14 protein-coding genes are annotated in these 12,626 nt (G+C 40.1%); all 14 read right to left on the reverse strand.

Annotation, left to right across the window (positions count from 1 at the left end; translation table 11 throughout):
• Positions 1 to 3: 3 nt before the first annotated feature.
• On the reverse strand, positions 4 to 555 hold the full coding sequence (gene rimI, locus H5S39_RS11010) for a ribosomal protein S18-alanine N-acetyltransferase (RefSeq protein WP_182597115.1): 552 nt from the start codon (positions 553 to 555) through the stop codon (positions 4 to 6).
• Positions 539 to 1,264 carry a tRNA (adenosine(37)-N6)-threonylcarbamoyltransferase complex dimerization subunit type 1 TsaB gene (gene tsaB, locus H5S39_RS11015; protein ID WP_182597116.1) on the reverse strand — a complete coding sequence of 242 codons (726 nt, stop codon included), beginning with the start codon at positions 1,262 to 1,264 and terminating at the stop codon, positions 539 to 541. Before tsaB ends, rimI begins: the two co-directional genes overlap by 17 nt.
• A 306-nt stretch (positions 1,265 to 1,570) precedes the next feature.
• Positions 1,571 to 2,566, reverse strand: coding sequence for a UDP-glucose 4-epimerase GalE (gene galE / locus H5S39_RS11020; RefSeq protein WP_182597117.1), 996 nt, complete (start codon positions 2,564 to 2,566; stop codon positions 1,571 to 1,573).
• A 164-nt stretch (positions 2,567 to 2,730) separates the two neighbouring features.
• Positions 2,731 to 3,699, reverse strand: a complete 969-nt coding sequence (locus H5S39_RS11025) for a Ppx/GppA family phosphatase (protein WP_182597118.1) — start codon at positions 3,697 to 3,699, stop codon at positions 2,731 to 2,733.
• 3 nt (positions 3,700 to 3,702) lie between these two features.
• Positions 3,703 to 5,943, reverse strand: a complete 2,241-nt coding sequence (locus H5S39_RS11030) for an RNA degradosome polyphosphate kinase (RefSeq protein ID WP_182597119.1) — start codon at positions 5,941 to 5,943, stop codon at positions 3,703 to 3,705.
• A gap of 1 nt (position 5,944) precedes the next feature.
• The gene (locus tag H5S39_RS11035; protein ID WP_182597120.1) at positions 5,945 to 7,459 is read right to left on the reverse strand and encodes an exopolyphosphatase; all 1,515 of its coding nucleotides are present in this window, start codon (positions 7,457 to 7,459) and stop codon (positions 5,945 to 5,947) included.
• A gap of 274 nt (positions 7,460 to 7,733) precedes the next feature.
• Positions 7,734 to 8,504, reverse strand: coding sequence for an acyl-[acyl-carrier-protein] thioesterase (locus tag H5S39_RS11040; protein ID WP_182597121.1), 771 nt, complete (start codon positions 8,502 to 8,504; stop codon positions 7,734 to 7,736).
• Positions 8,505 to 8,513: 9 nt separating this feature from the next.
• Positions 8,514 to 9,380: a 16S rRNA (cytidine(1402)-2'-O)-methyltransferase gene (gene rsmI / locus H5S39_RS11045; protein ID WP_182597122.1), complete on the reverse strand. Its 867-nt coding sequence runs from the start codon at positions 9,378 to 9,380 to the stop codon at positions 8,514 to 8,516.
• Positions 9,381 to 9,388: 8 nt separating this feature from the next.
• A complete protein-coding gene (locus tag H5S39_RS11050) occupies positions 9,389 to 9,739 on the reverse strand; it encodes a DNA replication initiation control protein YabA (protein WP_182597123.1) in 351 nt (116 codons plus the stop codon).
• Between the two features lie 10 nt (positions 9,740 to 9,749).
• Positions 9,750 to 10,763 (reverse strand): DNA polymerase III subunit delta', encoded by a 1,014-nt coding sequence (holB, locus tag H5S39_RS11055; RefSeq protein ID WP_182597196.1) that lies wholly within the window; start codon positions 10,761 to 10,763, stop codon positions 9,750 to 9,752.
• Positions 10,764 to 10,776: 13 nt separating this feature from the next.
• Positions 10,777 to 11,100, reverse strand: coding sequence for a cyclic di-AMP receptor DarA (gene darA, locus H5S39_RS11060; RefSeq protein ID WP_182597124.1), 324 nt, complete (start codon positions 11,098 to 11,100; stop codon positions 10,777 to 10,779).
• Between the two features lie 18 nt (positions 11,101 to 11,118).
• A complete protein-coding gene (gene tmk / locus H5S39_RS11065; RefSeq protein ID WP_182597197.1) occupies positions 11,119 to 11,760 on the reverse strand; it encodes a dTMP kinase in 642 nt (213 codons plus the stop codon).
• Positions 11,761 to 11,769: 9 nt separating this feature from the next.
• Complete coding sequence (locus H5S39_RS11070; protein WP_182597125.1) at positions 11,770 to 12,018, reverse strand: YaaL family protein; 249 nt, start codon at positions 12,016 to 12,018, stop codon at positions 11,770 to 11,772.
• Positions 12,019 to 12,022: 4 nt separating this feature from the next.
• Positions 12,023 to 12,625 carry a recombination mediator RecR gene (gene recR, locus H5S39_RS11075; RefSeq protein ID WP_182597126.1) on the reverse strand — a complete coding sequence of 201 codons (603 nt, stop codon included), beginning with the start codon at positions 12,623 to 12,625 and terminating at the stop codon, positions 12,023 to 12,025.
• Position 12,626 lies beyond the last annotated feature (1 nt).

Consider the following 12,626-nt stretch of genomic DNA (forward strand, 5'->3'; position numbering starts at 1 on the left):
CCTCTACTTGAGTAAATTTGCTTGCATATCAACTGCATCTTCATGGTTATCTAAATAGTAACGACGCTTGATATGATGATCTTTAAAACCGAGACTCTCATATAACTTACGAGCTGAAAAATTATGAACACGAACCTCTAAACTCATTGAATGCAGCTTTAAGTGTCGCGCATAATTCTTCGTGGTCGAAATCAAATAAGTACCGATTCCCTTGCCTTGATAACTAGGAGTGATCCCAACATTGGTAATGTGAAGGTCATAATGGTACCAATCAACAGCAGTCCCGATAAAACCAACTACCTGCTGGTCATCTTCAATTACTAGGTATAAACGATCATGCGGCCGTTGTAACTCAATTCGAAACGCTGCATAACTCCACGGTGCTTTCCCATAGATCCGTTCTTCAATTGTAACCATCGTATCTATATCAGTATCATCTGCCATTCGCACAATATACTGGTGTCCACTAATCATTACCACTCGCCGTGTAAAATCAAGACATGGTCGTTTTGGTGACCCCGTCGTCGCAAACCATTCTTTAAACTTCTCGAACATAGTTTTTTCTTGTTTCTCCTGGATGCAGTTTTTGCCAATTTGCTTCCGCTTCAGTAATTCTTAAATAATGGGGAACAAAAGAATCAATCTCTTTTACCGGCGCCCCTTGCTTACCCGCAAGCGCCAACTGATATGTAGACGGAATTCCGTATACTCGTGGCAATAATGTCACATTAGCTGGAAGCTGGTCAAACTTAGCTCGAATCTTATCAGTCATGTGCCCTACTAAAAGTACGGACTGATCTAGCTTTGCCAACTGGTTAAGCAAAACATCTATTCCTAGGTGTTGATCTGCTATCTCATTTATCAGTTCACCATTTTGCCAGCGATAGGCACCTGCAAAAACATTTCCTCGACGTGCATCAAAGAATGGAACAATAATTGCCGTAGATGCTGGTTCAACATTCCGTGCTAAGACCGCGAGACTTGATACTCCCACCAAGTCAATATTTTCCGTATCTGCTAATACCTTTGCCGTCGTTACCGCAATTCTAACCCCCGTATAAGAACCAGGGCCTTGCGCAACAACAACTCGGTCAATATCAGCTGGTTGCCATTGGACCAATTCAAATAATTTACTAATCGCTGGCATCAAGTAAATACTGTGATTACGCACCATATTTAAGGTTGTCGTTGCTAGCAATTGCTCATCTTCAACTAATGCCACGCTCATCGGGTGGTTTGATGTATCAATGGCAAGTATTTTCATTTCAATCAGTCCTTTCAATCATCTTACATCTTATCACAATAGACATGGTTTGCGTGCTTTTTAGGTTTAATATCTTTAATGAATCATCATGCAATATAAATAATCCTTTTTAAATTAAAATAGGGAGTGGGAAAGAACTAGCTTGTCTAGTTCGTCTTCCCACCCCCGCAAGGATGGCTAGGCTGGTCAAATGCTGATTTATCAGCGTTTAAACTGCCAGCCAGCTACTGCGTTGTGACATTCTTATCTTTTAAAACAGTAAAAAAGGTTGGGTTAATTCCCAGCCTCATTTTAATTTAATTGTAATTAGTCGCGGTCATCATAGCCCTTTGGGTGAGTTGAGTGCCACTTCCAAGCAGTAGCAATAATGTCATGAACATCATCATATTTGGGATCCCAGCCAAGAATATTACGGGCCTTATCACTAGCGGCAACTAATGAGTCAGGATCTCCCGGACGACGTGGCGCCATCTTAGCTGGAATTGGCTTACCAGTAACTTCACGCGCTGCTTCTAGCATTTGCTTGTTTGAGAAACCGGTAGATGAACCAAGGTTAAAGGCATTGCTCTTATTGCCTTCCTTAAGGTACTTAATTGCAAGGATGTGCGCGTCAGCTAAGTCCATGACATGAACATAGTCACGAACATTGGTCCCATCTGGTGTGTTGTAATCATCACCAAAAATACTTAATTCGTCCCGCTTGCCTTGTGCAACTTGAAGGATGATTGGTACGAGGTGAGTTTCTGGACCGTGGTCCTCACCAATTGTACCATCTGGAGCAGCACCAGCAACGTTGAAGTAACGGAGGGCAACAAACTTAATTCCGTAAGCCTTATCAGCCCATGCCATCATTTCTTCCATCATCAATTTACTCAAGCCGTATGGATTAATTGGCTTTTGCGGGTCGGTTTCCTTGATTGGCATATGTTCAGGAACACCATAAGTAGCGGCAGTCGAACTAAAGACAATGTACTTAATATCATGATCATGCATTGCCTCAAGCAAAGTAATCATTCCACCAGTGTTGTTATCAAAGTACTTCAGTGGCTTACTCATTGATTCAGGAACAATTGAGAAAGCAGCAAAGTGAACAACTGCAGTAATATCTTCATTATCAAAGATTTTATCTAAGAATTGACGATCACGGATATCGCCTTCATAAAACTTAGCCTTTGGATTGATTGCATCACGGTGACCTGTTGATAAATTATCAGCAACTACTACATCTTCACCGTGTTCAATAAGGTCTTTTACCATATGGGAACCGATATATCCGGCACCACCAGCAACTAAAATTGACATCTTGTTTCCTCCTTGATCCAACTAAAGCTTTCATAGTGATTGTAGCACAGTTTTACGTTTGAAATTCAGTAAAATTTAGTAAAAAGAAGTAAAAGTTTAATGTAAATATAAAGTAGAAAATCACATACAAACTAGACGCATGATGACTACTCATCCATTAATTATCATTTACTCCTAAGCTCATCAAAATCAATCTGCTGGTCAAGATACTTAAATAGTAACCCTTCTCGTAAACCACTATTACTAAAACTAATCTCATCAATTGATAATTGGCGGACTAGTGAAACCAACGGTAATAATCCTCCAACAATCACATCAGCTCGCACCTTCGTTATTCCACGAATTCCCGCACGAGTTTGCCGGTCAACTTCTAATAATTGGCGCATAATTAGAAAAGCCTCTTCCGCTCGCATTGTTAAACCGTGAACCGGCATCACTTCATTTGGACTTAGTGCTTGTTGCCAACGGTAAACTTTTGCTAATGCTCGATTGCAACCTCCTAAAGCAATAATCTTAGTTTGGCGCATTCGATTAAGCCACCGCTGTTGCGACAAAACCTCATCAATCCGTACCATCGCGTCAAAAAGATCGGCCGGATTAATTTTGTCATCAAGGTGGTAAGTTTGCGAAATTGTCACCGACCCAATTGGAATACTAACGGTTTCTTCAGCCTCACCATTATTAACAGAAACTAATTCCATGCTTGCACCACCAGTATCAATAATCAGTCCTTTGTCCAACGGCAATGTTTGATTCACCCCAACATAATCTAGGTAGGCTTCACGTTCACCACTAATAACATGGATATCAAAGCCAGTTGTTTGGCGCACTTTTTCTAAAAACTGCAGCTGGTTTTGTGCCTGACGAACAGCAGCTGTTGCAACTGCTAAAATTGTCAAATTCTTGTCACGATAGCGGTCACAAATCGCTCGAAACTCTTCTAATGCCCCTAGAGTTCGCTTCATCGGTCCCTGCTTAAGCATCCTTTCTGGTCCAATATTTGAAGCAAGACGGACATACCTTTTTTCGTATTGAACCGTTTCATAGTTACCTGCTTCTTGGATCTTAGTTATCTTCAAGCGAACCGAATTGGAACCAAGATCAATAATTGCTAGATGCTTTTCTTTGACCATTAGCTATTCATCCTTTCGATCATCGAGGTGAAGGTTAGAAACATGTCGACTTAGAGTTTCAAAGACTGCCGAAAAGTGTTTCTGCGCCTTCTTTTCTTTTTTCTTTTCCTTATTTAACTTAACTGCCTGTGCCACAAAGTATTCCTGCGAATTAAAGGGAGCAGCTGATCCACGGTCAATTCGCTCATAATGATCTCCCACCAATGTACGCGCCTTAACATTATCTTTCCACATCATATCAAAAATGTGAATAGCGTGGGCTTTAGTATCATTTTGCGTTACCGGATATAATTCTTCCACTCGTCGATTAAGATTTCGTGTCATCATGTCAGCGCTGGCAAGATAGACTTCTTCATGTCCATTACTCTTAAAGTAATAAATTCGTGAGTGTTCAAGGAAGCGGCCAACTATTGAGTGCACCTCGATATTCCCATGAAGCTCTGGCAGATCATTTCGTAAACAGGTAATTCCCCGAATTAGTAACTCAATTTTAACCCCGTTAGCAGCCGCATCATATAAACGAGCAATAATTTGCTTATCTGACAACGAATTCATCTTCATTCGAATTAAAGCAGGATTACCATTCTTTGCGTTTTTTATCTGTTCATCAATTTTTGCATTGATAAAGGTCCGAATCCCATCGGGGGAAACCCGGAGCTCATTAAAGTAAGCCGGGCGAGCAAATCCAGAAAGCATGTTAAATAAGTTAGTCATATCTATACCAAGCTCATGGTCACAAGTAAATAGTCCCATATCAGTGTAAAAGTGGGCAGTAACGTCATTATAATTTCCGGTTCCTAAATGCATGTAACGCCGTAATCCATCTTCATCACGACGTATTACTAACGCAACCTTACAGTGAGTTTTTAAACCGACTAAGCCATAAATAACATGACAACCCATCTGTTCCAAACGTTGCGCCCAGCGAACATTATTCTGCTCATCAAACCGTGCCTTAACCTCAACAAGAACTGTCACCTGTTTCCCTTGTTGAGCAGCCATTCCCAAATATTTAATGATCGGTGAATTTCCAGAAACCCGGTATAAGGTCATTTTAATTGCTAGGACATCAGGATCAACTGCCGCTTGGTGAATAAAGTTAACCACAGCCTGAAAATTATCGTACGGGTGTTGCATTAAATAATCTCGCTGACGGATTGCAGCAAAAATATTATGCTCCATATCTAATGCTGGATTTAAATATGGTTTATATGGTGGAAAGCGTAAATCGGCATGTCCATCGACCATCCCCGATAACTTTTTTAAAAATGTCAAATCAACTGGACCATCAACTTCATAAAGGGATCGTTCACTAACATGCAAATTGTCAATTAGCTGTTCCTTTAACCAGTTATCAATTGACCGCGGAACCTCCAACCGCATCACGCGTCCGTGTTCCCGTTCTCGAAGCTGATGTTTTACAGCTCTTAATAAGTCAGAAGTATCTTCTTCTGCTACGTCTAAATCCATGTCTCGCATTACACGATAAGAGGCCGTCGCAAGAATCTCATAGCCAGGAAATAAGGCACCTAGGAATTCCGTAATAATCTCATCAATTAAAATAAAATTATTTTCACCAGGAAGACGGACAAGCCGCTTATAAATCTCTGGTACCCGTACCGTTGCAAACTTAATATCTGCTTCTTGGCGGTCGTCATGTGGTTCTACCTGGTGACGATGAACTTCTTGGTCCCCTTCTAAAATTTCTTCTTGCAAATGTGTAGTATGCCTTATCCGGCGTCGTAATTGAACAGCAATATTCAAAGAGTTATTAGAAATAAAGGGAAACGGTCGCGAAGCATCATCTGCCATCGGTGTAAGGACCGGCATCAATTCATCATTAAAGTAGCGCTGAATAAATTCATATTGTTTCTCGTTTAACTGCCGAATATGTATAATCCGAATATCATTCTCAGCTAACTCAGGGATAATTTGCTGGTTATAAACTTCATAACGTTGTCTAACCATTCGATGCTCTTTTTCATTTACCGCATCCAACTGTTCTTCAGGTGTCAATCCAGACGCATCCGTTGTCGTTACCTTAGCCGCAGCTAACTTATGAAGTGAGGCTACTCGTACCATAAAGAATTCGTCAACATTACTCTGGGTAATCCCTAAAAAATTGGCCCGTTCAAGCAATGGATTGGCAGTATCGGTTGCTTCACCTAATACCCGACCATTAAAGTCAATCCAGCTTAATTCTCGGTTAACATAATTTTGTGGTTTATAAAAGTCCTTATACATGTTAATGATTACTCCTCTCAGTTAACACTGGCTGAATACCGTATACGTCCCTAAACAGTTGTGATTTCTGACTAAATGACCACTTCTCTAATACCAAATCATCATTAGCTGTAGCTTTAATAATTAACTGATCATCGCCTACCAGCGTTAACTTAATTTTTGAAATTTTTTGCAATCGCGAGTCATCTAACGCATCGACAAGCCGTAAAATAGCCGCAAGTTTAGCCACTGGCATCTGGATATCATCATCAAGATGGCGGTAATGAGCTTGGCTAATATCTGGTGATTCCGCACTATGATAACGAGCAACTTCTGCAATGATCCGATTATCTTTATCTGAAAGACCAATCAGAGGGGTGGCTTCCATAATATAAGCAGAATGGCGATAGTGGCCCCGCTGATTAATAAAATTACCAATATCATCAATCCGACTAGCAATTTCTAAGAGTAAACGCTCATGCTGACCCAACCGGTGAATCGGGCGTAGTTGATCAAACAATTGTAATGAAAATTGCGTTACAAAGTCACGGTGTGCCGAGTCAACCCCGTACCGTTCTGAAATATTATCTGCTGCTGTCCGAATCATCCCATTAATCTGCCGGCGGGTCTGATCATTATTAACACCAATTCCATGAGAAATCCCATCCATTGTTGAAATATCGGTTACATATAAGCCAGCGGGTTGAATTAAACGAACAGTCCGCGCTGTCACTAAGTAGTTGGGTAAAAGTAATTCAAACTGCTGGTCATCAATTTTAATATTTTTTACTAAGCCATCCTTAGCTGGAGAAAGAATCTTTTGATAATCATCATGAAACTCAGCTAACGGAACCTCAGCAATTTGTTTTCCATGCGGTAAAAAGAGTTTATTAAGAGCCAACGCATTTTGAATCATCATTACCGTATGCTTTTTCTTTGTTAATTCGGGTGTCAGGTACTCCAGCTTACTACTGATATAATCTTGAATAATTTCAGTTGGATTTGTCGCCGTCTTCCGCAAACGATTAACAAGGTGACTAATCTTTGCATTTCCTAAGTCAATGTCCCATGCTCGTTCAAAATTACCATGATGGAAATAAGCTAGCGTCGTAGAACTAAGACCAATACTAAGCAAATACATATTATGCTTACTCAGCTTGGCAAATTCTGGCAAAAGGGTCAATAAGTAACTCATCGACTGCGCCATTAATTGATTATTATTAAGCCACTCAATTTGTAATCCTGTCCGTACTTCCAACTGATCACTAACATACCGTGCAGTTACCGGGTCAAGATCTTCCAAATCCCCATAAAATTTAACCGGACTAGCCTGATAATCCTTAATAATTTGCTTAAACCCTTCAATATTACTAACAATTGCTGCCATATTTTCCGAATAATTGGCAACCTTAGACTTTCCAATATTTAATAATCCTGATCGGACACTGTTAACCATCATTAATGTCGGTATTTCGACAATCCGCAAGCTAACCTGATCAGGTTCTAAATAGATTATCGCTGTCAATGATTTTTTCACATCAACTCACCCCTCATATTTACTACTATTCATAGAATACCATCTTCCCTTGTCCGGCTCTACAAAAACGTGAAAGGGAATTACCTTTTCCAATAGCGATTTCCCTTAAAATAGGATATTTTTATACACAAAAAAAGACTAATGGGGATGTTTTTTCCATCAGTCCTTTATTTATAACTATTGTTAAGTTTTATACGGAAAACAACCTTAAAGCTCCCATCTAAAACAAAAGATAATAACTAACACCTTAAGTTAGTCTTATCAAAGAGGTTATTTACCCATTATTTTTATACCAATTTATCTCAGCGATTGCATCAACCTGATTGCCTACTACAATTTGGTGATAACTAGTGGTTTCTTCTGCTTTTAACTGGTTTACCCGACTATTGATTATTTCTCCATCTCGTACCTCTTGTAGATACTGCAAACTGAAACTTTGAATCTGATGTTTCCGCAAAAATTCTCGGCCAAGCGGATCAAGGAGCCAGTCAAAGTAGCGAGCATTATTTACATGATGGTTAGCATCAAGGTCAAAGTAGCGTACCCGGTAATTTTGTTCAACTACCGCTGATGTTTCCGCCAATTTATGAGGACGTTTTAAGCGGGGAATTCTTTTTTCCATCGGTGAATTAAAGGGTTTAATCAAAACAGGTGGAATAGACTCCATCCGTCGGGTCTTAAGATTCATAAAAACAAACATTGATTTGAAGTGGGCGTACTCCACTTTATGATTCTGATCCATAATCCAAAATTCACGTACGGCAAAAAAGCGATTGTAAGCAACAGCCCTTGTTCCAAGAATAATTGTCTCACCAAATAATGGCTGTTTCTTATTGAGTTGACCTTCATAACCACTAACGACCCACGTACCACCGGTCTGTTGTACTTCATTAGTTCCCATTCCTAAACTCATGCTGTGTTCATCAGATACCATTGATATCATACTTAACATCATACTCATACTAGGATGACCGGTTTCATCACATTCGTAATATGCTAGTAAATGAGGCATTTCATAAGTTTGAGCATCCTGTGTTAGTTTCATTTTTTTCTCCTACAATTGGTGATACTGCTTATATAATTCTTGGCGTTTAATATGATTCTGCTTAGCAACAAGCTTAATAGCGGCATTCGTTGAAAGGCCAGTAAGAATTGCTTGATCAACCTGCTCAGCCAGTGGTAGTTGCGAAGTCTTCTTTTCTTCTTCGGCAGGATGATCATTACCCGCCACAATGATTACAAATTCGCCGCGAGCCTGATGACTAGCATACCAATCTAATATCTCCGCAAGGGTTCCGCGGGTAAATTCCTCATACCGTTTAGTTAGCTCGCGGGCAAGAACCACTTGACGCTGAGCACCAAAGACTTCAGCCATCGTTGCTAATGTTTTCTTTAGGCGGTGAGGAGCCTCGTAAAAAATCATTGTTTCCTTACGGCTTTTTAGTTCTTCAAGGGCATTAACCTGTTGCTGATGTTTGCGATCTAAAAAGCCAAAAAAATAAAATGGTTGGGGTACTAGCCCAGAAGCAATCAAAGCAGTTAACCCCGCATTGGCTCCCGGAAGCGGAATAACAGGTATCCCCTCTTTTACAGCAGCTGCCACTAGTTCCTTGCCAGGATCTGAGATAGAGGGCATCCCTGCATCACTACACTGAGCGATAGAAAGGCCATCCTTTAATTTTTTAATTAATTCTGGAACCCGTTGCTCAGTATTATGTTCATGAAAACTTATTTGCCGAGTAGAAATTTCAAAGTGGTTTAGTAGCTGCTGAGTATGGCGAGTATCTTCGGCTGCAATCAAATCAACCTCTTTAAGTGTCTTAATTGCCCGAAAAGTCATATCATCTAGGTTACCAATGGGCGTTGGCACAAGATATAAGCTGCCTGTCTGGTGTTCACTAAAACTACTAGTTTGCTGCATAGGTCCTCCTATTTTGTCATTCCCTGATCGTGACCAAAGATCGCATCAAGACAAAAAGTACACGATTCATTTGGCGCTAACCGCTTACCATAATATTCACTACAAACATGAAATCCTTGCTGATACAGTTCCTTCAAGTTTTGCCGTGATCCTGATAAGTGATTGTCATCATGCTTTGCTTGACCCTTCTTCACTATCTGACGAAGATGTTCATTTTCAATTGACAGTTCAACATTTTCTTCAAGAATCGCGGTTATTTGATCCTGCAATTGCTCCATGTTGCTAACTAGATCTCGTGTCTGTTGCATTACTTGAGCAAAACGTTCATAAATATTACTTGAATTATGCTGATCACTCATTTTCTCGCCCCTATCTAGCACTTAATGTTTGTACAAGCCTGATTGTTAATTGTTCGACAACATTTTGAAAACTAATATTTTGTTCCAGTAAATGCCGAGTTTTCAATGTTAGTTGACTTGCTGCTAATAACTGCTGAACCGAATATCGACTAGCAACTTCTCGTATTTCACTTAAAGCATTATTAAAATGCAAACGATTAGGGTCAGTAATCCCAGATGCCAGTATTAATGTATCCCGCCAAATCAGTGCAATTAAGTCCAAAGTAATTTGTTGCTTATCACGATCAGTCGCAACTTTTAAAAGTGATGTTTGTACGTCAACAAAACCCAGCATGTCACCTTTTGCCGTATCCTTATACCATTGTAAAACTGCCATGATTGTATTGCCAAACCAGTCATCTTCTTGCCACTGCTCAATTGCCGATACAGAATCAGTAATCCCAACAGCAATTTGTCGTTGTGCTACAGGAATATCATGCTCTGCTAACACCTTCAAAAGAGCTTCTTTTTTCAATGGCGGTAATTCAATTACCTGGGTTCGTGACCGAATTGTTGGTAGCAACGCACTTTTATTAGCCGTTAACATTAAAATATAAACACCGGCTCCCGGTTCTTCAATAAATTTTAGTAGACTATTAGCTGCTCCATTGGTCATCTTATCAGCATCTTGAATAATAAATAACTTTTTATTTCCTTCAACAGCACTCTTGGTAAATTCTTTTTTTAAATGCCTAATCTCATCAACTTTAATCTGACGGCCTTCTGGAGACGCATATACAATGTCAGGATGATTTCCCGATAAAATACGTTGACATTCGGGACAAGTTAAATCAGGTTCATTATTTTCTGGATGTAGACAAAAAAGTCTTAAGGCTAACCACCTAGCGACAGACATCTTACCTGATCCTCCCGGCCCGACTAGTAGGTATGCGTGAGCAAGCTCTTTATTTGCTAATATTTTTTGAAAACGAGTAATAATTGTTGGTTGTAATCGTTCAGCACGCGTCAGTCCTTGTTCAGCCACCATCTCACCTACTTTAAAACTTAATGAAATCCTCGATTGGTAAAACGAAGACCGTTGCTCCACCAATCTTTACATTAACTGGAAAAGCAGAGCCACCCTCAACATCCATATGCATTTGAGAAGTAACGTATTGTTCACGTGATTCAGCATTCTTCTTAATTACATCAAGAACTTCTTGAACACGATTGTCCTCAATTCCAATTAAAAAAGTTGCATTTCCTTCGCGTAAGAATCCACCGGTAGTTGCTAATTGGGTCATATGAATTTCTGCCTTATTAAAGGCCTTACGTAAACGGTTGCTATCCTTTGATTGGACAATTGCAATAATCATCTTCATTATTAATCACCCTTTTCGTTAAAATAACTCTGAAAATCGGTCATGAATTGTTGCTTTTACATCATTGATTACAGCTGGCAATGGTTGACTTGCATCAATCAATTTAATTCGCTCAGGATACCGTTGTTGAAGCCGCAAGTATGACTGCCGCACGGTTTGATGGAAAGCTAGTTTCTCTCTATCAAGACGATTAACCTGATTTGAGCGATGTTTGGCAATTCGTGTCAACCCCAGCTCTGATTCAATATCAAGATAAATCGTTAGGTCAGGCATCAAACCATCAATTGCAAACTGGTTAATTGTCCAAATCTCTCTTTCGCCAAGTCCGCGGCCTGCTCCTTGATAAGCAATCGAACTATCAATATAACGGTCACATAAAATAACCTTCCCTGCTTTTAATCCTGGAATTATTTCAGAAACCACTAATTGGCGTCGTGATGCTGCAAAAAGCAATGCTTCAGTCCGTGGATCCATATCAGTATTTTTATTATCAAATAATAATTGACGAATCTCCTCTGAAATTCTGCTGCCGCCTGGTTCACGAATATACATTAATTCTTCTTCGCCTAACTGCTGCTCAAGCTCTTCTTGAATCTGCCGAATAACGCTAGTCTTACCAGCGCCATCCGGTCCTTCAAATGAAATAAATTTTCCGTCCATCATACTCTCCTAGCGGTCTATAACACCCTGGTTTAACGTTCCATGCACTTTGAATTTGCGAGCAAGCTTATACAAGTATAAGAATTTTTGCTCCTGAATCCGTGAGCGATAATGAAGCTCACTGTTGACATTTGCTTCATATACTGCTCGTTCAGTCTCGCGTGCATGATCCCAGCTAGCCTTAGTAGAATAAACCGCATCAAGGAGTCGCTCGTTTCGCTGGTGTTCAACTTCATTTGATGCGCGCTTAAAAAACATTCTTTTACATCTCCGTCCGCCCTTGAACTGCCTTAAATAGTGTCATTTCATCTGCATAGTCAATATCAGCACCAACGGAAAGACCATGCGCCAACCGTGTCACCTTAATTCCCGCAGGCTTAATCAACTTAGCAAGGTAACCAGCTGTCAACTCACCATCGGAGGAAGCATTGGTCGCAATAATAACCTCTTTTACTTCATCATCTTTCTTAAGTCTTTTAAGCAAACTGGTGATATTGATATCCTCAGGGCCAGTACCCGCCACGGGTGAAATTACTCCCTGTAGGACATGGTAAAGGCCATGATACTCATGCATTCTTTCCATCGCCATAATATCTTGTGATTGTTCAACAACCAAAATCTGTGAACGGTCCCTTGTCTTATCCCGACATATCGGACACGGATCATCTTCCGTAATATTACCGCAAATACTACAATCATGCAGGTCGCGTTTAGCCGATAAAAGCGACTTAGCAAAATTTGTTACATCGTCTTCTTGCATACTCAACGTATAAAAAGCAAGACGGGTAGCGGTTTTTTGGCCGATTCCTGGCAGCTTGGTATAGCTCTCAATTAATTTTGCTAATGGTTCTGGGTATTGAATCACT

Origin of the sequence: Limosilactobacillus rudii (assembly GCF_014145455.1) — a bacterium.
Taxonomy (GTDB): domain Bacteria; phylum Bacillota; class Bacilli; order Lactobacillales; family Lactobacillaceae; genus Limosilactobacillus; species Limosilactobacillus rudii.

Excerpts from the sequence above, each read along its gene's own strand:
- rimI (WP_182597115.1), bottom strand. The coding sequence starts at position 555 with ATGTTCGAGAAGTTTAAAGAATGGTTTGCGACGACGGGGTCACCAAAA.
- tsaB (WP_182597116.1), bottom strand. The coding sequence starts at position 1,264 with ATGAAAATACTTGCCATTGATACATCAAACCACCCGATGAGCGTGGCA.
- galE (WP_182597117.1), bottom strand. The coding sequence starts at position 2,566 with ATGTCAATTTTAGTTGCTGGTGGTGCCGGATATATCGGTTCCCATATG.
- H5S39_RS11025 (WP_182597118.1), bottom strand. The coding sequence starts at position 3,699 with ATGGTCAAAGAAAAGCATCTAGCAATTATTGATCTTGGTTCCAATTCG.
- H5S39_RS11030 (WP_182597119.1), bottom strand. The coding sequence starts at position 5,943 with ATGTATAAGGACTTTTATAAACCACAAAATTATGTTAACCGAGAATTA.
- H5S39_RS11040 (WP_182597121.1), bottom strand. The coding sequence starts at position 8,504 with ATGAAACTAACACAGGATGCTCAAACTTATGAAATGCCTCATTTACTA.
- rsmI (WP_182597122.1), bottom strand. The coding sequence starts at position 9,380 with ATGCAGCAAACTAGTAGTTTTAGTGAACACCAGACAGGCAGCTTATAT.
- H5S39_RS11050 (WP_182597123.1), bottom strand. The coding sequence starts at position 9,739 with ATGAGTGATCAGCATAATTCAAGTAATATTTATGAACGTTTTGCTCAA.
- darA (WP_182597124.1), bottom strand. The coding sequence starts at position 11,100 with ATGAAGATGATTATTGCAATTGTCCAATCAAAGGATAGCAACCGTTTA.
- tmk (WP_182597197.1), bottom strand. The coding sequence starts at position 11,760 with ATGGACGGAAAATTTATTTCATTTGAAGGACCGGATGGCGCTGGTAAG.
- H5S39_RS11070 (WP_182597125.1), bottom strand. The coding sequence starts at position 12,018 with ATGTTTTTTAAGCGCGCATCAAATGAAGTTGAACACCAGCGAAACGAG.